Origin of the sequence: Streptomyces sp. NBC_00299, assembly GCF_036173045.1 — a bacterium.
GTDB classification, from domain to species: Bacteria; Actinomycetota; Actinomycetes; order Streptomycetales; family Streptomycetaceae; genus Streptomyces; species Streptomyces machairae.
This window is the reverse complement of the sequence record NZ_CP108039.1, coordinates 7,863,288-7,884,769: the sequence shown is the minus strand read 5'-3', so window position 1 is coordinate 7,884,769 and position 21,482 is coordinate 7,863,288. Positions and strand designations below refer to the sequence as shown.

Below are 21,482 nucleotides of genomic sequence, written 5' to 3'. Positions count from 1 at the left end.
CGGACGCCGAGAGGCGCGATTCGCTCACCCTCGGTCACCGAGGGCGCTCCGCCCGATCTGCTCCCACCTCGACAAACGGCCGGTGCGGCACCCTGGGGCGGGCGACACCCTCGCAGGTACGATGCCATCGGTGCGACCTACGGACGGCTGCTCTGCGCACCGTTGCAACTCCGGTCCGCGGCACGGCGGTTCGACCACGGCGGCCGACGGACGAGCGGTCGGCCAACCGACGGGGGCACGGTTTGTGGGGGACGTGATGGACTTCGGCACGCGGGGCCCCGAGGCCCCGGCCGACCTCGCCTGGTTGCGAGGTGTGGACGCCTACACGATGGGGGCCTATCCGCAGGCGGAGGAGGAGTTCCGCACCGCGGTACGGATCGATCCCGGGATGGCCGACGGCTGGCTCGGTCTGCACGCGCTGCGCGTCGACACGACGACCGCGCTGCTGCGGATGTTCCGGCACCGGGACCGCTTCGGGGAACAGCGCGCGCGGCACCGGCGGAGCATCAACTCCTGGTACTGGCTTGGCTGGTGGGTGCAGCCGGTGCTGGAGAGCCCGCGCGATCTGCTGCTGGCGCACGCCTCGCACTGGCTGGACGGCCGGCACGTCCCGGAGCTGGACCGGGCACTGGCCGGGCTCCCGCCCGTGGACACCGATCACCAGGTCCGCTTCCTGCACGCCTGCCGCGCCTATCTGGTCAAGGACTGGGACCAGCTCGTCCGGCACACCGACCCACTGCTCGACGACACGATGCTCGGCATCGAGGCGGGTCTGTTCGGCGGCATGGCGCGGGTCCGGCTGGAGATGTACGGGCAGGCCGAGCCGCTGCTGTCGGCCGCGCTGATGCGGTGCCGCAGCGAGCAGCCGCAGCGCAAGGAGCTGCGGTACTGGCTGGCCCGCGCGCACGAGGGCACGGGCCGGTCCGCCGCCGCTCTCCCGCTCTACCGTGCCGTGCACCGCGTCGACCCCGCCTTCATGGACACCTCGGCCCGGCTCGCGGCCATCGCCGAGGGCGACGGATACGACGACCCGGCCGACCTCGCGGCGATCACCCTCACCGGGATCGGCCCGGACCTGGGCGACGGACCCGACGGACTCGACCCGCTCTTCGGCTTCGAGGGACGGGACCTGAAGCTGTCGGACCCCGATCTACCGCCGACCGGTCCGCTGCCGTCGGTGGTCGACCCCGCGGTGCGCGAGAAGACGGCCGTACCGGCGCATCACCTGCCCGCCGGGCCCACCGACCCCCAGTTACTCGAGGAGGCGCTCGCCGAGCTCGAGCGCATGGTCGGGCTGGAGCCCGTGAAACGGCAGGTCAAGGCGCTGTCCGCCCAGTTGAACATGGCCCGGCTGCGCACCGGGCAGGGCCTGCCGGTGCAGCCGCCCAAACGGCACTTCGTCTTCTCCGGCCCCTCCGGCACCGGCAAGACCACAGTCGCCCGCATTCTGGGCCGCGTCTTCTACGCCCTCGGGCTCCTCGGCGGCGACCATCTCGTGGAGGCCCAGCGGGCCGACCTGGTCGGCGAGTATCTGGGCCAGACCGCCGTGAAGGCCAACGAACTCATCGACTCCGCGCTCGGCGGGGTCCTCTTCGTCGACGAGGCCTACTCCCTCTCCAACTCCGGCTACGGCAAGGGCGACGCGTACGGCGACGAGGCCCTCCAGGTGCTGCTGAAGCGGGCCGAGGACAACCGGGACCACCTGGTGGTGATCCTCGCCGGCTATCCCGAGGGCATGGACCGGCTGCTGGCCGCGAACCCCGGCCTGTCCTCGCGCTTCACGACCCGCGTCGACTTCCCCTCGTACCGTCCCCTCGAACTGACCTCGATCGGCGAGGTGCTCGCCGCGGAGAACGGGGATGTGTGGGACGAGGAGGCGCTGGACGAGCTGCGCTCCATCGCCGGGCATGTGGTCGATCAGGGGTGGATCGACGAACTGGGCAACGGGCGGTTCCTGCGGACGCTGTACGAGAAGAGCTGTGCGTACCGGGATCTGCGGTTGTCGACCTATCCGGGAGCCTTGACGAGGGACGACCTGTCGACGCTGCGGCTGCCTGATCTGATGCAGGCGTACGGAGAAGTGCTGTCGGGAAGGGGCCCGCAGGATCCGTCGGCCATGTGACGGATCCCGCGAGCCGGTGCGCGATCAGCCGGCCAGTGCCTCTTCCGGCTCCCCGGTGTTCACCCGCGGCGCCGTCACCCGTACCTCCGGCAGCTCCCGGTGCGCAGGGTCCCGTACCTCGCCGACCAGGAGTTCCAGTACGTCCTCCAGCGCGACGAGCCCCAGCACCTTGCCGGACGCGTCGGCCACCTGGGCGAGGTGTGTCGCGGCCCGGCGCATGACCGTGAGGGCGTCGTCCAGGGGCAGTTCGGAGCGCAGCGTCGTCATCGGGTGCCACACCTGCTGCGGCACCGCGCGCTGCGACTCCTCCAGGTCCAGTACGTCCTTCACGTGCAGATAGCCCATGAAGGCGCCGTTCTCCGCCGCGACCGGGAAGCGGGAGTAACCGGTGCGGGCAGTGAGCGCGACGATCTGGCCGGGGGTGACCGACGGGCTGACGGTCACCAGGGACTCACGCGTCAGCAGGACGTCCGTCACCGGGCGGGAACCCAGCTCCAGGGCGTCCTCCAAACGTTCCTGCTCCTCGGGGTCGAGCAGCCCCGCCTGGCCGGAGTCCTCGACGAGCCGGTTCAGCTGCTCGCTCGTGAACACCGCCTCGACCTCGTCCTTGGGCTCGACCCGGAAGAGCCGCAGGATGGCATGCGACACGGCCCCGAGGGCCACGGTGATCGGCTTGCAGAAGCGGGCGAACCAGACCAGGCCGGGGCTGAGCCACAGCGCGGCCTTCTCCGGCGCCGCCATCGCCAGGTTCTTCGGCAGCATCTCGCCGATGACCAGGTGGAAGAAGACCACCGCGGCGAGCGCGATGACGTAGGTGAGCGGGTGGATCAGGCCGTGCGGCAGGTGGATCCACTCGAACACCGGCGTCAGCAGGTGCGCCACCGTCGGCTCGGCGACCGCGCCGAGCGTCAGGGAGCAGACGGTGATGCCGAACTGGGCCGCCGCCATCATCTGCGGCAGCCGCTCCAGGCCGTACAGCACCTGGCGGGACCGTGCCGTGCCCAGCGGTTCGATCTGGCTGCGGCGGACCGAGACGAGGGCGAACTCGGCGCCGACGAAGAATCCGTTGGCGAGCACGAGCAGCGCGGCGAAGAGGAGTTGGAGCACGCTCATCGGGCGACCTCCACCACGGCACCGGTCCGGACCAGCCGGACGCGCTCGGCGCGGTAGTGGCCGACCCGGCGCACCGACAGCCGCCAGCCCGGCAGTTCCGCCTTGTCGCCGACGGCCGGGATACGCCCGAGCAGGTCGGCGACCAGCCCGGCGACGGTCTCGTACGGGCCCTCGGGCACGTCGAGTCCTATGCGCAGGAGGATGTCGACGCGGCAGCTGCCGTCGGCGTCCCAGGCGGGGCGGCCGTCCTCCGGCGGAGCGGCGGCGAGTTCGGGCGGTTCGTTGAGCACGTCGTCGTGCTCGTCACGGACCTCACCGACGAGTTCCTCGACGATGTCCTCCAGCGTGACCACCCCGGCCGTGCCGCCGTACTCGTCGACGACGACCGCGATGGGCTGCTCGCTGCGCAGCTGGGCGAGGAGGGGCTGGACCGGGAGGGTCTCGGGGACCAGCAGTGCCGGGCGGGCGATGCGGCCGATCGGGGTGCGCAGACGATCACTCGAACGGATCGCCAGGGCGTCCTTCAGATGGACCATGCCGACGATCTCGTCGATCTTCTCCCGGTAGACCGGGAAGCGCGACAGACCGGTGGCGCGGGTCAGGTTCACCACGTCCTCGGCGGTCGCCGACGACTGGAGCGCGCTGACCTTCACGCGCGGGGTCATGACGTGCTGCGCGGTGAGTTCGGCGAGCGACAGGGTCCGTACGAAGAGGTCGGCGGTGTCCTGTTCCAGGGCGCCGGCCTGGGCGGAGTGCCGTGCCAGGGAGACCAGCTCCCCCGGCGTGCGGGCGGAGGCCAGCTCCTCGGCGGGCTCGATGCCGAGCGCGCGGACGAGACGGTTGGCGACGGAGTTCAGGCCGGCGATCACCGGGCGGAACAGAGTTGCGAAGGCGTGCTGCGGGCCGGCGACGAAGCGCGCGACCTGCATCGGCCGGGACACCGCCCAGTTCTTCGGCACGAGCTCGCCGATCACCATCTGCACGGCCGAGGCCAGCAGCATGCCGACGACCACGGCCACACCGGACACCGCGCCCTCGGGGATGCCGATCGCGGAGAAGGGGCCGCCCAGCAGCTCCGCGAGCGCCGGTTCGGCGAGCATGCCGACGACCAGGGAGGTGATGGTGATGCCGAGCTGGGTGCCGGAGAGCTGGAAGGACAGTTCCTTGAGCGACTCGACGACCCGGTGGGCCCGTCGGTCACCTTCCGCGGCGGCCTTCTCGGCGTCCGTCGCCTCGACCGTGACCAGGCCGAACTCGGCGGCCACGAAGAAGCCGTTGGCGAGAATCAGGAGGAACGCGGCTGCGAGAAGCAGCAAGGGGATGCTCATGATGCCGCCGCCCCGGTATGTCGGGAGGGGGCGGCGCAGGTACTACAGGACGATCCGTCCATCGCTGGAGGGAATCACTCCTCGGGTAGCAGGGGACCTCTGATGGCCGGTTGGACCACCAAAGGCGGAGGCGTCATAGAAACGCCTCCGCCAACAGATTAATCAAGACATCGCGATTTACGGCAGGGGGAATGCCCCCGAGTCAGCCCTTGTGGCCCCTCTCAGCCCTGCTGCTCCTCGGTATCCCTGATGGAGCGGGCCTCGGCGAGCGCCCGCAGGGTGCGTGCGTCGGCGATGGCGCGCTGCTTGGCGATGCCCGGCTGGATGCCGAGCGCGGGCAGGCTGGTGCCGTCGCTGAGGTTGAGGAACACCCAGGGGTCGCCGGGGCGGAGGTTCACCTGAACGATCTCGGCCCACGCCAGACGGCGCCTGGTGGCGATGTTCACCACGGTGACGCCGGACTCGTCGGCGACGACCTTCACGCGCGCCAGCATGGCCAGTACGCCGAACATCAGCGCGCCGGTGAAGACGAAGCTGAGCCGCTCCCCCGGGCCGAGCTTCTCCAGCAGCAGCGCGACCGCCGTGATGACGACGAAGATCGCGGTGCCGGCGGTGAGCAGGACGGCCCGGGTGCGACCCGGCCGGAACGTGACGGGCAGGGTGGGCAGTTCGGAAGACATCGGTGTACGGCCCCTCGACTCAGAGGCGGCAGGCGTGGATGGCCGTGGTCAGGATGGCCCGCGCCCCGATGTCGTACAGGTCGTCCATGATCCGCTGGGCCTCCTTGGCCGGGACCATCGCCCGGACGGCGACCCAGCCCTCGTTGTGCAGCGGCGACACGGTCGGCGACTCCAGGCCCGGGGTGAGGGCGACGGCCTTCTCCAGCTGCTCGACGCGGCAGTCGTAGTCCATCATCACGTACGTCCGCGCGACCAGGACGCCCTGCAGGCGGCGCAGGAACTGCTGCACCTTGGTCTCCTCGGCGTCCGCGCCGGTGCGGCGGATGACGACGGCCTCGGACTTCATGATGGGCTCGCCGAAGACCTCCAGGCCCGCGTTGCGCAGGGAGGTACCGGTCTCGACGACGTCGGCGATGACCTCGGCGACCCCGAGTTCGATGGCGGTCTCGACGGCACCGTCGAGGTGGACGACGGAGGCGTCGATGCCCTGCTCGGCCAGGTGGCCGGCCACGATGCCCTCGTAGGAGGTGGCGACCGTCTTGCCCTTGAGGTCCTCGATGCCGTGCGCGGTGCCGGGCTTGGCGGCGAAGCGGAAGGTGGAGCGGGCGAAGCCGAGCGGCAGGATCTCCTCGGCGTCCGCGTCGGAGTCGATCAGCAGATCGCGGCCGGTGATGCCGATGTCGAGCTTGCCGGAGGACACGTAGATCGCGATGTCGCGCGGGCGCAGGTAGAAGAACTCGACCTCGTTCACCGGGTCGACGATCCGCAGTTCCTTGGACTCGCGGCGCTGCTGGTAGCCGGCCTCATGCAGCATCTCCGCCGCAGGGCCGGACAGGGAACCCTTGTTGGGGACGGCGATGCGCAGCATGAGGTCGGCTTCCTTCGTTCGCTCTTGCGGTGTGCTGGGGTGGTGGTGCTCAGAGGTGGGCGTAGACGTCGTCCAGGGAGATGCCGCGGGCGACCATCATCACCTGGACGTGGTACAGCAGCTGCGAGATCTCCTCGGCGGCCGCTTCCTTGCCCTCGTACTCGGCGGCCATCCAGACCTCGGCGGCCTCTTCGACGACCTTCTTGCCGATGGCATGGACGCCTTTGCCGACCAGCTCGGCGGTGCGGGAAGTGGCGGGGTCGCCGTGGGCGGCCTTGTGCTGGAGCTCGGTGAAGAGCTCCTCGAACGTCTTATTGGACATGGTGACGCTCAGCCTATGCCACATGTGCCTTTCGTCAGTGCCAGGGTTCAGATACTGAGCGGAGGGTCGCCGCGGTCGCCACGGCCGCCGTCACCGCCTCGTGCCCCTTGTCCTCGTTGGACCCCTCGATGCCCGCACGGTCCAGGGCCTGTTCCTCGGTGTCGCAGGTCAGCACGCCGAAGCCGATCGGGACACCGGTCTCGACCGACACCTGCGTCAGGCCCTGGGTCACGCCCTGGCACACGTACTCGAAGTGGGGGGTGCCGCCGCGAATGACGACGCCGAGGGCGACGATCGCGTCGTAGCCGCGGCCCGCGAGGACCTTGGCGACCACCGGGAGTTCCCAGCTGCCGGGGACCCTCAGCAGGGTCGGCTCGTCGATGCCCAGGTCGTGCAGGGCGCGCAGGGCGCCGTCCACCAGACCGTCCATCACCTTCTCGTGCCACTGCGCCGCGATGACCGCGACCCGCAGGTCGCCCACATTGCGTACGGACAGTTCGGGTGCGCCCTTGCCGCTCACGTTCTCAGGTCTCCTCGGTGTGCTGTTACTGGTTGGTGCAGGTGGTCAGGGGGGCCACGGGTGCCGGGTCCAGCCAGGGCAGGTCGTGTCCCATCCGGTCGCGCTTGGTGCGCAGGTACGTCAGGTTGTGCTCGCCCGCCTGTACGGGCATCGGCTCCCGCTCGGTGACCTTGAGGCCGTGCCCGAGGAGCGCGTCGGACTTGTCGGGGTTGTTGGTCAGCAGGCGCACGCTGCGCACGCCGAGGTCGGCCAGGATCTGTGCGCCGGCGCCGTAGTCGCGGGCGTCGGCGGGCAGGCCGAGTTCGAGGTTGGCGTCGAGGGTGTCGCGGCCGCGCTCCTGGAGTTCGTAGGCGCGCAGCTTGGACATCAGGCCGATGCCCCGGCCCTCGTGTCCGCGCAGGTAGACGACGACGCCCCGGCCCTCGGCCTGGATGCGCTCCAGGGCCGCCTCCAGCTGGGGGCCGCAGTCGCAGCGCAGGGAGTGGAAGACGTCGCCGGTGAGGCACTCGGAGTGGACGCGGACGACGACGTCCTCGCCGTCGCCGATCTCGCCGTGGACGAGGGCGACGTGCTCGACGCCGTCGACGGTGGAGCGGTAGCCGTACGCCGTGAAGGTGCCGTGCGCGGTGGGCAGGTGGACCTCGGCCTCGCGGCGGACGGTGGGCTCGGCCGGTACCGGTCGCTGCTCGGCCCGGGTCGGCTCCTGCGCGGCCGGCTTTTGGAGTTCGGTGCCCTGGAGGTGGGCGATCAGGTCCTCGATGGAGATGATCGTCAGGCCGTGCTTGCGGGCGAACGGGATCAGCTCGGGCAGGCGCAGCATCTCGCCGTCCTCGCCGGCGATCTCGACGATGGCGCCGGCCGGGCGCAGCCCCGCGAGCCGGGCGAGGTCGACGGCGGCCTCGGTGTGGCCGTTGCGGACGAGGACGCCGCCGGGCCTGGCGCGCAGCGGGAAGATGTGGCCGGGGCGGACGAGGTCCGACGGCTCCGCCTTGCCGCTCGCGAGGAGCTGGAGCGTGGTCGACCGGTCGGAGGCCGAGATGCCCGTGGTCACGCCGTGCGCGCCCGAGGCGTCCACGGAGACCGTGAACGCGGTCTTCATCGACTCGGTGTTGTCCTCGACCATCTGCGGCAGCCCCAGCCGGTCCAGCTCCTCGGGCTCCATGGGGGCGCAGATCAGGCCGCGGCACTCGCTCATCATGAAGGCGACGATCTCGGGGGTCGCGTGTTCGGCGGCGATGACGAGGTCGCCCTCGTTCTCCCGGTCCTCGTCGTCGACGACCACGACCGGGCGGCCCGCGGCGATGTCGGCGATGGCCTGCTCGACGGGGTCGAGCGACCAGTCCTCGAAGCCTTCGGCCTTGTGGGTGCTGTGCAGAACGGGTGCCGTGGTCATGCCGGCGCTCCTTCCAGGACGGGCCGCGCTTCCTTGCGGGAGCGCAGCCACCAGTCGCGCATGCCCCACAGGACGAGCGCGCCGTAGATGACGTAGACGAAGCCGGAGAAGGCGTAGCCGTTGGCGAAGTTCAGGGGCACGCCGACCAGGTCGACGAGCAGCCAGGCGAACCAGAACTCGACCATGCCGCGCGCCTGCGCGTACATGGCGACGACGGTGCCGACGAAGATGTAGGCGTCGGGCCAGGGGTCCCAGGACAGGGTCGGGTACGCCTTGAAGAGCAGCGCCACCGCGACGGTGCCGGCGGCGGCCGCCGCGGCCATCGCCCCGCGCTCGCGCCAGGTGGCGAACCGTACGGCGATGTGGCCGTCCTCGCCCTGCCCCTTGCCGCGCTGCCACTGCCACCAGCCGAACAGGGCGACGAGCATGACGACGGCCTGCTTGCCGGCGCTGCCGGTGAGGTGGCCGTAGAAGGCGCCGAAGAGGATCAGGCCGGCCAGGAACTGCACGGGCCAGGTCCAGATCGAGCGCCGCCAGCCGAGGGCGAGGGCGGCCAGCCCGAAGAGGTTGCCGACCATGTCCGACCAGAGGATGTGCTGGCCGAAGAGGGTGAAGGCCTCGGAGTTCAGCGAGTTCACTTGGCCGTCGCCCCTTCGGACGAGCCGCGGCCGGCGGAGGCCTGGTCGGAGGAGACCCGGTCGCCCAGCATCCGCTCGACGTACTTGGCGATCACGTCGACCTCGAGGTTGACCGGGTCGCCGGGCTGCTTGAGGCCGAGCGTGGTCAGGTCGAGGGTGGTGGGGATGAGGCTGACGGTGAAGTAGTCGGGTCCGGCGTCGACGACGGTGAGGCTGATGCCGTCGACGGTGATGGAGCCCTTCTCGACGACGTACCGGGAGAGGTCCGCGGGGAGCGAGATCTTCACGATCTCCCAGTTCTCGGAGGGCTTGCGGTCCAGCACCTCGCCGGTGCCGTCGACGTGGCCCTGCACGATGTGGCCGCCGAGGCGGTCACCCACGGCGGTGGGGCGTTCGAGGTTGACGCGGGAGCCGACGGTGAGGGCGCCCAGGCTGGAGCGGTTGAGGGTCTCGGCCATGACGTCGGCGGTGAACTCGTCGCCCTCGTGGTCGACGACCGTGAGGCAGACGCCGTTGACGGCGATGGAGTCGCCGTGCTTTGCGCCTTCGGTGACGACGGGGCCACGCAGTCGGAAGCGACAGGCGTCGTCGAGGGTCTCGACGGCCGTGACCTGGCCCAGCTCTTCGACGATTCCGGTGAACACTTCCCGGGTCCTCCTGCCACATCGGGGCACGGACTCCGGGGCTGTCGATGACGACAGAATGTACGAGCAGAGACACCGAGGGCGACGCCGGACAGGGCTCGCCTCGAGGACGAACCGGTACGGCGGCGCGCACGAATGCCCGCCCGCCGCGCACTGCCTCCCATCCGGACTTTAACCGTCGGTCCAGGAATTTCACCTGGTCAACCGGCCGCTGGAGGCGACCGGGTCGCGGACTGTAACCGCCGGTTCGGACTTTCACCGACCCCGGAGTGCGCTGCTACTGGTACAGAGCCAGTGTGCCACGCCTGATCGGCGTCCATACGGGCGAATGTTGTGGGGTGGCTCACAGGCCGCTTGGCTGGACTTCTCCACTCGGAGGCGGCGCCGGGATTCGGCCGTACTCACGGACCGTTCTCCTATTGGTCCATACCTATTGACTGACTGGTCTAGTCCTCTTTAGGGTCTGCCCAACTTCCGTGGAGAGGAACCGACTTGCTGTCCCCCTCACACACCCGGGCGAGACCCGCCCTGCTCGCCGTCCTCGGCACGGTCGCCGGCCTGGTTCTCGCCGGACTCCCGGCGACCGTCTCGCATGCCGCCGACAACGAGTCCTGCCGCCCCGACGGCCTCTACCGGACGCCCGGTGTCGAGGCCCCGTACTGCTCGGTCTACGACTCCGCCGGCCGCGAGAAGATGGGCGCCGACCACCAGCGCCGGGTGATCGGCTACTTCACCGGCTGGCGCACCGGCAAGGACGGCACCCCCGCCTACCTCGCCTCCGACATCCCGTGGGACAAGGTCACCCACCTCAACTACGCCTTCGCGCACATCGACGACAGCAACAAGATCTCCGTCGGCTCGGACGGTGCGGCCAACCCGGCGACGGGCATGACCTGGCCCGGCGTGAGCGGCGCGGACATGGACCCGGCGTTCCCCTACCAGGGCCACTTCAATCTGCTGAACAAATTCAAGAAGCAGCACCCGGACGTCAAGACGCTGATCTCGGTGGGCGGTTGGGCCGAGACGGGCGGCTATTTCGACGACAGCGGCACGCGCGTGAACTCGGGCGGCTTCTACTCGATGGCCACGAACGCCGACGGCTCGGTCAATCAGGCCGGTATCGACACGTTCGCGGATTCGGCGGTCGGGTTCATCAGGAAGTACGGATTCAACGGCGTCGACATCGACTACGAGTACCCGACGTCCATGAAGGACGCGGGCCACCCCTTCGACTGGTCCGTCTCCAACGCCCGCCGGTCCGGCCTGGTCAAGGGCTACGCGGTCTTGATGAAGACGCTCCGCGAGAAGCTCGACCACGCGGGCGCGGCGGACGGCAGGCACTATCTGCTCTCCGTCGCGGCGCCCTCCAGCGGATATCTGCTGCGCGGCATGGAGACGTTCCAGGTCCAGAAGTACCTGGACTACGTCAACATCATGTCGTACGACCTGCACGGCGCCTGGAACGAGTACGTCGGCCCGAACGCCTCGCTCTTCGACGACGGAAGGGACGCCGAACTCGCGGCGGCGGGCGTGTATTCCACGTCCCAGTACGGCGGAATCGGCTATCTGAACACCGACTGGGCCTACCACTACTTCCGCGGTTCGATGCCCGCGGGCCGGATCAACATCGGACTCCCCTACTACACCAGGGGATTCAAGAACGTCACGGGCGGCACGGACGGGCTGTGGGGCAAGGCGCCCTCGACGACGTGTCCGGCGGGTTCCGGACTCACCAAGTGCGGCGACGGGGCCGTCGGGATCGACAACCTGTGGCACGACCTCGACACCGCGGGCAAGGAGTCACCGGCGGGTTCGAACCCCATGTGGCACGCCAAGAACCTGGAGAAGGGGGTCGTCGGGGACTACGTCACCAGGTACGGCTTCCCGGCCGACACCCGGCTGAGCGGCACGTACGCCCGCAAGTACGACTCCACGCTGGTGGCGCCCTGGCTGTGGAACGCCGAGAAGAAGGTGTTCCTGTCCACCGAGGACGAGCAGTCGGTGAACGCCAAGGCCGACTACGTCGTCGACCAGGGCATCGGCGGCACGATGGTGTGGGAGCTGGCCGGGGACTACGGCTGGAACGCGGGCAAGGGCCAGTACGAGCCTGGGACGACGCTCACCTCCGCGATGTACGAGAAGTTCAAGTCGGCCTCCCCGTACGGCGCGAAGCGGTCCACGATCGACCTTCCGGCCGAGGCGCTGGACATCGACGTCGAGTTCGGGCAGTTCCCGCTCGGCGACTCCAACTACCCCATCAGCCCCAAGCTGAGGATCACCAACAACTCGACGGCGACGCTGCCCGGCGGAACGGAGTTCCAGTTCGACTACGGCACCTCGGCGCCCGGGAACGCCAAGGACCAGTCGGGCTGGGGGACTTCGGTGATCCGCAGCGACCACACCGGGAGCAACGTCGGCGGGCTGAAGGGCGACCACCACCGGGTCTCGCTGAAGCTGCCGGGCTGGCAGACACTGGCGCCGGGGGCGTCGGCGGAGCTGGTCTTCGTGTACTACCTGCCGGTGTCCACACCGTCGAACTGGACGGTGACGTTCGGCGGGAGGACGTACGCGCTGGCCGGGGACCTGGCACGCGGGACGACCGTCGTGCAGCCGGGGCCGGGAACCCCGTCCCCCACTCCGACCTCTTCCGGTGGAGCGTGCACCGGCCCCGTCTGGAACGCCGCGACGGAATACGGCGGAGGCAGCACGGTGTCCCACGAGGGGCACTCGTGGAAGGCCAAGTGGTGGACCAAGGGCGAGAAGCCCGGCACCACCGGTGACTGGGGTGTGTGGCAGGACCTCGGAGCCTGCTGAGCCCCGCGCAGACGACCCGGCGGCGGTGACGACGGCCCTTGCCCGCCGCCGGGTCTCCCAACGACCGCCGCCGGCGGCTCTGGCAGGGTGAAGGTCATGACGACCGCGATCGCCGACGAGTTCGAGACCCACCGCCCCCGGCTGTTCGGCCTGGCCTATCGCCTGCTGGGCTCCGCCGACGAGGCCGAGGACGCCGTCCAGGACGCCTACCTGCGCTTCAGCGGTGCCGACCGGGACGTGATCGAGTATCCGGGGGCCTGGCTCGCCAAGGTCGTCACCAACCTCTGTCTCACCCGTCTGACGTCGGCCAGGGCCCGGCGCGAGCAGTACGTCGGGCCCTGGCTGCCGGAGCCCGTGGTCACCTCGGACGGCACACTCGGGCCCCTGGAGTCCGCCGAACAGCGGGACGCGGTGTCCATGGCGATGCTGGTGCTGCTGGAGCGGCTCACCCCGACCGAGCGGGCCGTGTACGTGCTGCGGGAGGCGTTCGCGTACGGCCACCGGGAGATCGCCGAGGTGCTGGAGCTGACCGAGGCCAACTGCCGGCAGCTGTACCGGCGGGCGGTGCAGCGGGTGGGTGAGGAGCGGTCGCGGTTCGAGTCGACTCCCGAGCGGCAGGAGGAACTGGTCAGGTCGTTCCTCACGGCGGCCCGCGACGGGGACCTCGGTGGACTGGAGAAGCTCCTCGCGGCCGATGTCGTCTGGTCGAGCGACGGCGGCGGCAAGGTCTCGGCGGCCCGGCGGCCGATCGAGGGCCGGGACAAGGTGTTCCGCTTCCTGGCGGGTGCGACGCGGACGTTCCTGGCCGGCATGCACTTCACGGCGGTCGAGATCAACGGCTCGACCGCGCTGGCCGCCTGGGAGGGCGACACGCTGCTCACGGTGGTGGCCTTCGAGCTGCGGGACGGGCTGATCGCGCACGCGTGGGCCACGGTGAACCCGGACAAGCTGGACTTCGTACGCCGGCAGCTGGCGCGGGCGTAGAAGGGTCGTCGCAGGGGCACGTCCGGCGCTGTCACATTTCAGGCGGGGTACTCGGTCTCAGCTGATGAGGGGCGCTCCACCCGGGAGCGCCCGGCGTCCGAAGGGACCAACAGCATGACCACGATCCTGGTGACCGGCGGTACCGGAACACTCGGCCGGCTCGTCAGCGAACGGCTGCGCGCGGACGGGCACGAGGTGCGGGTGCTCAGCAGGAGTGCCCAGCCGTATGCCGTCGATCTTCGCAAGGGCGGCCCGGGCCTGGACGTGGCGCTGCAAGGCGTGGACACGATCGTGCACTGCGCGAGCTCGCAGGGCGGCGGCGACGAGAAGGCGGCGGCGCATCTGATCGCGGCTGCGCGCAGGGCCGAGGTACGGCACCTGGTCTACATCTCGATCGTCGGCGTCGACCGGGTGCCGTACGGCTACTACAGGTCCAAGCTCGCCGTCGAGAAGTTGATCGAGGAGTCGGGACTCAACTGGACCGTGCTGCGCGCGACCCAGTTCCACGACCTGCTGGTGAGGGTGCTCGGCATGCTGTCCAAGCTGCCCGTGCTGCTGCTGCCGGCCCGCGTGAAGGACCAGCCCATCGAGGTGGCGGAGGTCGCGGACCGCCTCGCCGAACTGGCCCTCGCCGACCCGGCCGGCCGGGTCGAGGACATGGGCGGCCCCGAGGTACGGACCTTCGACTCCCTGGCCCGCGCCTACCTGAAGGCGACGGGCCGGAAGCGGGCGGTGGTGAACTTGCCGCTGTGGGGCAAGGGGTACGAGGGGTTCCGCTCGGGCGGGCATCTGGCGCCGGGGCATGCGGTGGGGAAGGGGACGTTCGAGGAGTATTTGGAGCGGCAGTTCGGGGGTGGGCGGGGGGTCTGACGGCCCTGAGCCGCGGCGTCGGCATCCTCGCCGGGAAGGGGCTGAGGCGGCCCGTACGGCCAAGCACGTCAGCGGTCGGGCGGGGCGAACAGATCGTCCTGGGCGGCGTCCCGTGCGGTGAGCAGCGCTCCGCGCAGGACGGCGCCGCCGCCCAGACCACTGGGTCGCACCACCGTTGCCAGCGGTGACATCCGCCGGACCCGCTCCTCCACCCGCGCGGCGAGCACCGCCCCACCGGCCTGCCCGACCTCCCCGCCGAGGACCACACAGCCGGGGTCGAGGATCGCGACGACGGAGGCCACACCCAGGGCGAGGCGGTCGGCCAGGGCGTCGAGGAAGCGGTCGGAATCGCCGGCAGCGTGTCCGCCGACCAACGCCACCGCTTCCCTCACCACCCCCGCCGCCGCAGGCTCATGCACGGATGCCCCCTCAACACTCACCCCGTGCGCCCCCGCCAGCTCCACGATCGCCGCCGACCCCGCGAGTGAGTGGAAACCGCCCTCGCAGTCCACCGCAGACGGCGGCCCCGACGTGCCCGGCACCGGCAGGAATCCGATCTCGCCGGTACCGCCCGAGGCACCGCGGCGCAGCGCGCCGTCGAGGACAACCGCCGCGCCGGTGCCGTGGCCGAGCCACAGCAGGACGAAGGTGTCACGGTCCCGGGCCACCCCGTCGCACTGTTCCGCGAGGGCGGCGAGGTTGGTCTCGTTCTCGACGTTGACGCGCGCCTCGGGGAGCCGTTCCTGGAGGGCTGCCACCAGGCGGCGGTGCCATTCGGGCAGGCCCGTGGAGTCACGCAGCTCACCGGTCGCCGGGTCGATCAGGCCCGGCGCGCCGATCCCGACCGTATGGAGCCGGTCCGCCCCCGCCTCCTTGGCGACCCGCTCCACCAGCGCCACCGCCTGCTCCACCGCGGGCCCGGTCCCCATCTCGCCGCCGATCGGCACCGACGCCTCGGCGAGCACGGCCCCGACCAGGTCGGAGACGACGACGGAGACCCCCTCGGTACGGACGTCCAGCGCCGCCAGATGGGCGCGGTCGGCGACGATGCCGTACAGCTTGGCGTTCGGGCCGCGCCGCTGTTCCCCGGCCTCGCCCACCACCGCGATCAGGCCGGCGTCGGTGAGGCGCTCGACGAGGTCGGCGACGGTCGGCCGGGACAGTCCGGTCAGCTGCTTCAACTGCCCTGCCGTCAACGGGCCGTCCTGCTGGAGCAGTCGCAGGGCGAGCCGGTCGTTGATGGCCCGGGCGGTGCTCGGGGATGCGGGCATGCCGGGATCCTTCCAGATCGGCGGGGCGGGGAGCGGACGGCGGGGGCCGAGCCCGGGAGCCTGGGCCGGGGGGCCTGGGCCGGGGGGCCTGGGCCGGGGGCCGGTACATTCTCTATCTATCAGGCAGGGTTCCTGATAGTTTACGGCGGCGCACGGCACGAAGCGAGAACCGGGAGGGGCCGGACGATGGGCGAAGTGGTCTACGACCTGCGCGAGGTGAGGCGGGCCCGGTATGCCGTGGCGTCCGTCTTCGCCGTGCACGGCGCCGTCACCGGGTCGTTCGCGACACGCGTGCCATGGATCCAGGACCATGCCGGCGTCAGCGCGGGCCAGTTGGGGCTGGCGCTCGCCTTCCCCGCGCTCGGCGCCTCCGTCTCCATGCCGGTGGCGGGCAGCATCAGCCACCGCTTCGGGGCCCGCAACGCCCTGCGCGGACTGATCGCCCTGTGGACACTCGCGCTCACCCTGCCCTCCCTCGCCCCCAACCTGCTGACCCTGTGCCTGGCCCTGTTCACCTTCGGCGCCACGGCGGGCATGGCGGACGTGGCGATGAACGCGCTCGGCGTCGAGGTCGAGAACCGCCTCGGGCGGTCGATCATGTCGGGGCTGCACGGCATGTGGAGCGCCGGCGCCCTGATCGGCTCGGCGGCCGGCACGCTCGCGGCCCACCTGGGCTCGGACGCCCGGCTGCACCACGCGCTCGCCGCGGTGACCCTCACCTGCCTCGGCATCCTGGCCTGCCGGTGGGTGCTCGATCTGCAGCCCGCCGAGGACGAGGAGCCGCCGCCCCGGTTCGCGCTGCCGCCCCGCTCGGCGCTGCTCATCGGCGCGGTCGGGTTCTGCGCGGTCTTCGCGGAGGGGGCGAGCCTGGACTGGTCGGCGGTCTATCTGCGGGACCAGTTGGACACCACGGCCGGTCTCGCGGCGGCCTGCACGACCGGCTTCACGCTGACCATGGCGCTGGCCCGGCTGGCCGGCGACAGGGTGGTCGACCGCTACGGCGCCGTGCGCACGGTCCGCTCCGGCGGCGTCCTCGCCACGCTCGGCGGCCTGCTCATCGTCGTCTCGGACAGTCCGGCTCTGGCGATGACCGGGTTCGCGCTGCTGGGACTGGGCATCGCGGTGGTCGTGCCCCTGTGCTTCGCGGCGGCGGGCCGCAGCGGCAGCAACCCCTCGCTGGCCATCGCGGGCGTCGCGACGATCACGTACACCTCGGGTCTGGTCGCACCGAGCGCGATCGGCGGGATCGCCCAGGCCACCAGTCTGATGGTGTCCTTCTGCCTGGTCACCGTGCTGTCCTCCGGGCTGGTCGTCTTCGCGCGCGTCCTGCGCGCGGGGGACCGCGACCGCCCGAAGATCAGCCGCCCGGACGCGGCGGTTCCCGACCCGCGCCCGTGAACTCCTCGCGAGCAGGGTCTGCCCTGCTCAGCCCCGGTCGGAGCCACCTCTGACGTCCCTGACAATGGTCCGGTCACCCGCACGCACGACGAAAGCGAAACCGCACCATGGATCTCGGCGTCCGCTGGAAACTGCACGGCGACGGACGCACTCCGGCGCCCGGAGCGGTGGTCCGCCCCGACGAGCGGCTCTCCTGGCCCCGCACCGCCGGGCTCGGCGCCCAGCATGTGGTGGCCATGTTCGGCGCGTCCTTCGTGGCGCCGGTGCTGATGGGGCTCGACCCCAACCTGGCGATCATGATGTCCGGCGTGGCGACGGTCATCTTCCTGCTCGCCACCCGCGGCCGGGTGCCCAGCTACCTCGGCTGCTCCCTCTCCTTCGTCGGCGTCGCGGCGGTCATCCGGGCCGACGGCGGTTCGAGCGCGACCGTCACCGGCGCGGTCCTCGTCGTCGGTGCCGTGCTATTCCTGATCGGTCTCGCCGTACGGCGCTTCGGTGCGCGGATCATCCACGCCACGATGCCGCCGATCGTCACCGGCGCCGTGGTCATGCTCATCGGCTTCAACCTCGCGCCGGTGACCGCCTCGACGTACTGGCCGCAGGACCAGTGGACGGCGCTGCTGGTGATGCTGTTCACCGGTCTGGCGGTGGTCTGCCTGCGCGGCTTCTGGTCCCGGATCGCGATCTTCCTGGGCCTGGTCTTCGGCTACGGCATCTCCTGGGCCTTCGACCGGATCTTCGGCCGGATCCACTCGGCCGACGCGAGCGGCAAGGTCACCGACCACTGGCGGCTCGACCTCTCCGGCGTCGCCAAGGCCGACTGGATCGGCCTGCCCGATCTGCACGGCCCGTCCTTCCAGTGGTCGGCGATCCTGGTGGCGCTGCCCGTCGTGATCGCGCTGGTCGCCGAGAACGCCGGGCACGTCAAGGCGGTCGGCGAGATGACCGGCGACAATCTGGACGACAAGCTGGGCACCGCGATCTCCGCGGACGGCGCCGCCTCGGTGCTCTCCACCGCGGTGGGCGGCCCGCCCAACACCACGTACTCCGAGAACATCGGCGTGATGGCCGCGACCCGCGTCTACTCCACCGCCGCCTACTGGGCCGCCGCCGGCTTCGCGCTGCTCTTCGGGGTCTGCCCCAAGTTCGGCGCGGTGGTCGCCGCCATCCCGGGCGGCGTCCTCGGCGGCATCACCGTCATCCTGTACGGCATGATCGGCCTGCTCGGCGCGCAGATCTGGATCAACGCCAAGGTGGACCTGCGCAATCCGCTGAACCTGGTGCCGGCCGCGGCGGGCATCATCATCGGCGTCGGCAACGTCACCCTGGAGTTCACCGACACCTTCGAGCTCAGCGGCATCGCGCTGGGCACGCTGGTGGTCATCACCGGCTACCACGCGCTGCGGGCGTTCGCCCCCGCCCACCTCAAGACCCAGCACCCGCTGCTCGACGAGGGCACGTCCTCCTACGACGAGGAGAGCGAGAGCGACACCGGCAAGGGGTCTCAGCGCGCCAAGTCATAGGCGTACGACGCGGTGAATGTCCCGGGCCTGCCCTTGCACCCGTCCGACTCCCCCGGCAGCTTCACCCACAGATAGGCGTCGATCCGCGCCTCGCCGGTGCTGAGCGTCGGCGCCCGGCCCAGCCTGCGGCCGGCGGGGTCGCACCACTCCCCGTCGGCCGGAGCTCCGGCGCCGTTGCGGCTGGTGTCGATGACGGCGCCCAGGCTCGCGGGGCCGTCCAGGGCGTCGAGGACCTGTCGGACGTAAGCGATCTCGTCGGTCGTGGCGTGGAAGTTGGAGACGTTGCTGAAGATGCCGTCGGAGGACGCGGCCGAGGCGGCGCCGGCCTGCTTCAGCCACCCGGCCTGCTTGCCGGGCGCGTTCCAGCCGGAGTGCCCGGCGTCGTAGTAGACGCGCGCCCTGGGGTTCGCCGCTTTGAAGGCGCGGCCCGCGCGGGCCAACGAGGCGAAGCGGTCGGCGCGCTCACCGGCGGAGAGGCACTCGGACTGGGCGACGGAGTCGGGCTCCAGGATGACGATGACGTCGCCGGAGCCCAGTCCCGCGGCGAACCTGTCGATCCAGGCGTCGTAGGCGTCGAGGTCGGGCGCCCCGCCCTCGGAGTACCCGCCGCAGTCACGGCCCGGGATGGCGTAGGGCACCACCACCGGCACCCGCCCCAGCGCGGACCCGCCCGAAGTGACCGCGCGGACCCGGGCGGTGATGGTGTCCGGCGTGAAGTCGGCGAACCACACCGCGGCCGGCTGGGCGGCGATCCGGGACGCGATGACGGCGTGGCGCGGGTCTCCGGCGTTGTCGCGGACCCAGTCGAGGACCTGGGAGTCGGGGTGGCGGTAGAGGCGGGCGGACACCACGGCGGGCTGCTGCTTCCTCTCGGTCCTGGTCGGCGAGGGCGTGGGGCTCCTGGGGGCGGGCTTCTTCTTCGGTGTCGGTGAAGCGGACGTCGGCGAAGGGGACTTCGTCAGCGACGGGGAGGGCGAGGGCACGAGCGGCAGGGGCTCCAGGCTCGGCGAGCGGGTCACCTCGGGCGTCCTTGCCTGGTCGGAACGCCCTCTGTCGTCGAGCGCGGACATCATGCCGGTCACCGTGCCGACGGCGACCACGACCGAGGCCGCCACGACCATGGCATGGCGCCGGGCCGCCCTCCTGCGCTCGGACCTGCGTGCGGCCAGTCGCTGGGCACGTAAGCCTGGCACCCTCCCGCTCCCCCTCCGCCACAGCGAGCGCGTTCCCCCGTTCTGGGGAAGCGCCGGGCCCGCCGACACTCCCGTCAGCCTAAAGCTGGGACTCTGCCCCCATGGCGCAATGCGAACAATTCACCACGCCCGTGGACGCGGTCATCTCCCGTATGCGCGCCCTGGAAGCGGCCCTGCCCGAACGGGACGGAGTCGCGGTCTTCAACCGCGTCTACCTCGCCGTCACGGAGGCGGTGGACGGGCACATCGACGGCGGTCGGTTCACCGACGCGCGGGCCGCGATCACGCTGGACGTGCGGTTTGCGGAGCGGTATCTCGCGGCGGTGGACAGGGCCGAGCGGGAGGGGCGTCCGCCCGCGTGCTGGCGGCCGCTCTTCCAGATGCGCCGGCATCCCGGCGTACGCCCGTTGCAGTTCGCGCTCGCGGGTATCAATGCGCACATCGGCCACGATCTGACGCTCGCCGTGGTGGACGCCTGTCGTAGCCTCGGCTGCGAACCGGCCGAGCTGGAGGACGAGTTCGACCGGGTGGGTGATCTCCTCGTCTCGCTGGAGGAGCGCATCCGCGAAGAGCTGATGCCGGGTCCCGACCTGCTCCAGATCGCCGACCCGCTCACCCATCTGCTCGGCTCCTGGAGCCTGGAGCGGGCCCGGGACGCCACCTGGTCGGCGGCGCGGGCGCTGTGGGCGCTGCGCCGGCTCCCGGACCTCGCCGGGGAGTTCACCGAGCGGCTGGACGCGGCCGTGGGGTTCGCGGGACGCATGCTCCTCACGCCCCTGCCGGACTGACCGGTCTTCGAGTGGCAGTTCCCCGTGCTCGCAGTACGTTGGCCGGTGGGGGGACACCGATCGTGAAGGAGTACCCAGTCATGGCCATCCGTCTCGGACTCGGTCTTCCCCAGCTCCGGCAGTACGACCTCGCCAAGGACGTGACGGACGTGGCCCGCACGGCCGAGCAGATCGGCTACGACAGCCTGTGGGTCTACGAGCGGCTGCTGGTCCCCGAGTCCCCCACCCAGGGTCTGTACGGCATCCCGGGCCTGCCCTGGCCGGACTGGTACCGCGGCATGGCCCATCCGCTGGTCACGTTGACCCTGGCCGCGGCGGTGACCGAACGCGTCCGGCTGGGTTCGGGCATCCTGGTCGCGCCGCTGCACGGACCGATCCAGCTGGCCAAGGCCCTGGCTTCGCTGGACGCGGCGAGCGGCGGCCGGGTGGTCGCCGGTCTGGGCACGGGCTGGTCGACCGACGAGTTCGCCGCCGCGTCGGTGCGGCCGATCGAGGAGCGCGGCCGGGTGCTGGACGAGGTGATCGACGTCTGCCGGGCGGTGTGGGGCCCGGACCCGGTGTCCTACGAGGGCCGGATCACGAAGATCGATGCGGCCGTGGTGGGCCCCAAGCCCGTACGGCCGATCCCGATCCTCGTGGCCGCGGGAGGCGGCAAGGCCCTGACGCGGGTCGTGGACCACGGCGACGGCTGGATCCCGGTCGCCATGGACGTGCAGGGGTATGCCACGGCATGGCAGCAGATCCAGGACATCGCCGCCCAGCGCGGACGCACCATGCCGATCGAGCGGGTGCCACGGGTGAACGCCATGTACTCGGCCAAGGCCTACGACGGTGACGACCGTCAGCCCTTCCAGGGCAGCGCCGACCAGATCGTGACGGACCTCGCGGCGTACGCCGAGGTCGGCGTGGACGAGGTCCTCCTCGACCTGCAGACCACTTTGCGGGACGGCCAGGAACTCAAGGACGTCGCCGCGGAGGTGTACCAGAAGGCGCGGGCCGCCGGGATCTGACCC

19 protein-coding genes and 1 riboswitch are annotated in these 21,482 nt (G+C 71.0%); of the genes, 8 read left to right on the top strand and 11 right to left on the bottom strand.

Annotation, left to right across the window (positions count from 1 at the left end):
• Positions 1 to 256 precede the first annotated feature (256 nt).
• Entirely contained in the window at positions 257 to 2,122 is a 1,866-nt protein-coding gene (locus OHT51_RS35245; protein WP_328882945.1) for an AAA family ATPase, read from the top strand.
• A gap of 24 nt (positions 2,123 to 2,146) precedes the next feature.
• Here the strand turns inward: OHT51_RS35245 and OHT51_RS35240 are convergent, their stop codons facing one another.
• From OHT51_RS35240 to OHT51_RS35200, 9 genes are all read right to left on the bottom strand, one after another.
• Positions 2,147 to 3,235: a hemolysin family protein gene (locus tag OHT51_RS35240; protein ID WP_328882944.1), complete on the bottom strand. Its 1,089-nt coding sequence runs from the start codon at positions 3,233 to 3,235 to the stop codon at positions 2,147 to 2,149.
• Positions 3,232 to 4,563, bottom strand: coding sequence for a hemolysin family protein (locus OHT51_RS35235; protein ID WP_328882943.1), 1,332 nt, complete (start codon positions 4,561 to 4,563; stop codon positions 3,232 to 3,234). Before OHT51_RS35235 ends, OHT51_RS35240 begins: the two co-directional genes overlap by 4 nt.
• A 221-nt stretch (positions 4,564 to 4,784) precedes the next feature.
• Entirely contained in the window at positions 4,785 to 5,243 is a 459-nt protein-coding gene (locus OHT51_RS35230; protein WP_328882942.1) for a PH domain-containing protein, read from the bottom strand.
• A gap of 19 nt (positions 5,244 to 5,262) precedes the next feature.
• A complete protein-coding gene (hisG, locus tag OHT51_RS35225; protein WP_328882941.1) occupies positions 5,263 to 6,111 on the bottom strand; it encodes an ATP phosphoribosyltransferase in 849 nt (282 codons plus the stop codon).
• Positions 6,112 to 6,160: 49 nt separating this feature from the next.
• Positions 6,161 to 6,433 carry a phosphoribosyl-ATP diphosphatase gene (locus OHT51_RS35220; RefSeq protein ID WP_030946750.1) on the bottom strand — a complete coding sequence of 91 codons (273 nt, stop codon included), beginning with the start codon at positions 6,431 to 6,433 and terminating at the stop codon, positions 6,161 to 6,163.
• Between the two features lie 34 nt (positions 6,434 to 6,467).
• Positions 6,468 to 6,953 carry a 6,7-dimethyl-8-ribityllumazine synthase gene (ribH, locus tag OHT51_RS35215; protein ID WP_328429037.1) on the bottom strand — a complete coding sequence of 162 codons (486 nt, stop codon included), beginning with the start codon at positions 6,951 to 6,953 and terminating at the stop codon, positions 6,468 to 6,470.
• A gap of 25 nt (positions 6,954 to 6,978) precedes the next feature.
• The gene (locus OHT51_RS35210) at positions 6,979 to 8,346 is read right to left on the bottom strand and encodes a bifunctional 3,4-dihydroxy-2-butanone-4-phosphate synthase/GTP cyclohydrolase II (protein WP_328882940.1); all 1,368 of its coding nucleotides are present in this window, start codon (positions 8,344 to 8,346) and stop codon (positions 6,979 to 6,981) included.
• Positions 8,343 to 8,984 (bottom strand): nicotinamide mononucleotide transporter family protein, encoded by a 642-nt coding sequence (locus tag OHT51_RS35205; protein WP_328882939.1) that lies wholly within the window; start codon positions 8,982 to 8,984, stop codon positions 8,343 to 8,345. Before OHT51_RS35205 ends, OHT51_RS35210 begins: the two co-directional genes overlap by 4 nt.
• Positions 8,981 to 9,628, bottom strand: coding sequence for a riboflavin synthase (locus OHT51_RS35200; protein ID WP_328882938.1), 648 nt, complete (start codon positions 9,626 to 9,628; stop codon positions 8,981 to 8,983). The genes OHT51_RS35205 and OHT51_RS35200 overlap by 4 nt, the downstream gene beginning before the upstream one ends.
• 146 nt (positions 9,629 to 9,774) lie before the next feature.
• A riboswitch (FMN riboswitch) is annotated at positions 9,775 to 9,905 on the bottom strand.
• Positions 9,906 to 10,120: 215 nt separating this feature from the next.
• On the opposite strand from OHT51_RS35200, the gene OHT51_RS35195 reads away from it, so the two are divergent.
• The 3 genes from OHT51_RS35195 (at position 10,121) to OHT51_RS35185 (ending at position 14,296) form a co-directional block, all read left to right on the top strand.
• A complete protein-coding gene (locus OHT51_RS35195) occupies positions 10,121 to 12,442 on the top strand; it encodes a chitinase C-terminal domain-containing protein (protein WP_328882937.1) in 2,322 nt (773 codons plus the stop codon).
• Positions 12,443 to 12,538: 96 nt separating this feature from the next.
• Positions 12,539 to 13,426 (top strand): RNA polymerase sigma-70 factor, encoded by an 888-nt coding sequence (locus tag OHT51_RS35190; protein WP_328882936.1) that lies wholly within the window; start codon positions 12,539 to 12,541, stop codon positions 13,424 to 13,426.
• A gap of 114 nt (positions 13,427 to 13,540) precedes the next feature.
• On the top strand, positions 13,541 to 14,296 hold the full coding sequence (locus OHT51_RS35185; protein WP_328882935.1) for an SDR family oxidoreductase: 756 nt from the start codon (positions 13,541 to 13,543) through the stop codon (positions 14,294 to 14,296).
• A 68-nt stretch (positions 14,297 to 14,364) separates the two neighbouring features.
• Here the strand turns inward: OHT51_RS35185 and OHT51_RS35180 are convergent, their stop codons facing one another.
• Positions 14,365 to 15,567, bottom strand: a complete 1,203-nt coding sequence (locus tag OHT51_RS35180) for an ROK family transcriptional regulator (RefSeq protein ID WP_328882934.1) — start codon at positions 15,565 to 15,567, stop codon at positions 14,365 to 14,367.
• Positions 15,568 to 15,753: 186 nt separating this feature from the next.
• Between OHT51_RS35180 and OHT51_RS35175 the strand changes: the two genes are divergently transcribed.
• Together OHT51_RS35175 and OHT51_RS35170 are read left to right on the top strand one after the other, a co-directional pair.
• Entirely contained in the window at positions 15,754 to 16,965 is a 1,212-nt protein-coding gene (locus OHT51_RS35175) for an MFS transporter (protein ID WP_328882933.1), read from the top strand.
• Between the two features lie 107 nt (positions 16,966 to 17,072).
• Positions 17,073 to 18,488 carry a uracil-xanthine permease family protein gene (locus tag OHT51_RS35170; RefSeq protein WP_328882932.1) on the top strand — a complete coding sequence of 472 codons (1,416 nt, stop codon included), beginning with the start codon at positions 17,073 to 17,075 and terminating at the stop codon, positions 18,486 to 18,488.
• On the opposite strand, the gene OHT51_RS35165 is transcribed toward OHT51_RS35170, so the two are convergent.
• Positions 18,470 to 19,609: a glycoside hydrolase family 6 protein gene (locus OHT51_RS35165; protein ID WP_328884547.1), complete on the bottom strand. Its 1,140-nt coding sequence runs from the start codon at positions 19,607 to 19,609 to the stop codon at positions 18,470 to 18,472. The genes OHT51_RS35170 and OHT51_RS35165 overlap by 19 nt on opposite strands.
• Before the next feature lie 173 nt (positions 19,610 to 19,782).
• Between OHT51_RS35165 and OHT51_RS35160 the strand changes: the two genes are divergently transcribed.
• Both OHT51_RS35160 and OHT51_RS35155 read left to right on the top strand, forming a co-directional pair.
• Positions 19,783 to 20,469: a DUF5995 family protein gene (locus tag OHT51_RS35160; RefSeq protein ID WP_328882931.1), complete on the top strand. Its 687-nt coding sequence runs from the start codon at positions 19,783 to 19,785 to the stop codon at positions 20,467 to 20,469.
• 80 nt (positions 20,470 to 20,549) lie between these two features.
• Positions 20,550 to 21,479 (top strand): LLM class F420-dependent oxidoreductase, encoded by a 930-nt coding sequence (locus OHT51_RS35155; protein WP_328882930.1) that lies wholly within the window; start codon positions 20,550 to 20,552, stop codon positions 21,477 to 21,479.
• Positions 21,480 to 21,482: the final 3 nt, after the last annotated feature.

Excerpts from the sequence above, each read along its gene's own strand:
- OHT51_RS35210 (WP_328882940.1), bottom strand. The coding sequence starts at position 8,346 with ATGACCACGGCACCCGTTCTGCACAGCACCCACAAGGCCGAAGGCTTC.
- OHT51_RS35170 (WP_328882932.1), top strand. The coding sequence starts at position 17,073 with ATGGATCTCGGCGTCCGCTGGAAACTGCACGGCGACGGACGCACTCCG.
- OHT51_RS35180 (WP_328882934.1), bottom strand. The coding sequence starts at position 15,567 with ATGCCCGCATCCCCGAGCACCGCCCGGGCCATCAACGACCGGCTCGCC.
- OHT51_RS35160 (WP_328882931.1), top strand. The coding sequence starts at position 19,783 with ATGGCGCAATGCGAACAATTCACCACGCCCGTGGACGCGGTCATCTCC.
- OHT51_RS35240 (WP_328882944.1), bottom strand. The coding sequence starts at position 3,235 with ATGAGCGTGCTCCAACTCCTCTTCGCCGCGCTGCTCGTGCTCGCCAAC.
- OHT51_RS35245 (WP_328882945.1), top strand. The coding sequence starts at position 257 with ATGGACTTCGGCACGCGGGGCCCCGAGGCCCCGGCCGACCTCGCCTGG.
- OHT51_RS35185 (WP_328882935.1), top strand. The coding sequence starts at position 13,541 with ATGACCACGATCCTGGTGACCGGCGGTACCGGAACACTCGGCCGGCTC.
- OHT51_RS35220 (WP_030946750.1), bottom strand. The coding sequence starts at position 6,433 with ATGTCCAATAAGACGTTCGAGGAGCTCTTCACCGAGCTCCAGCACAAG.
- OHT51_RS35190 (WP_328882936.1), top strand. The coding sequence starts at position 12,539 with ATGACGACCGCGATCGCCGACGAGTTCGAGACCCACCGCCCCCGGCTG.
- OHT51_RS35175 (WP_328882933.1), top strand. The coding sequence starts at position 15,754 with ATGGGCGAAGTGGTCTACGACCTGCGCGAGGTGAGGCGGGCCCGGTAT.
- OHT51_RS35165 (WP_328884547.1), bottom strand. The coding sequence starts at position 19,609 with ATGGTCGTGGCGGCCTCGGTCGTGGTCGCCGTCGGCACGGTGACCGGC.
- OHT51_RS35230 (WP_328882942.1), bottom strand. The coding sequence starts at position 5,243 with ATGTCTTCCGAACTGCCCACCCTGCCCGTCACGTTCCGGCCGGGTCGC.
- hisG (WP_328882941.1), bottom strand. The coding sequence starts at position 6,111 with ATGCTGCGCATCGCCGTCCCCAACAAGGGTTCCCTGTCCGGCCCTGCG.
- OHT51_RS35155 (WP_328882930.1), top strand. The coding sequence starts at position 20,550 with ATGGCCATCCGTCTCGGACTCGGTCTTCCCCAGCTCCGGCAGTACGAC.
- OHT51_RS35235 (WP_328882943.1), bottom strand. The coding sequence starts at position 4,563 with ATGAGCATCCCCTTGCTGCTTCTCGCAGCCGCGTTCCTCCTGATTCTC.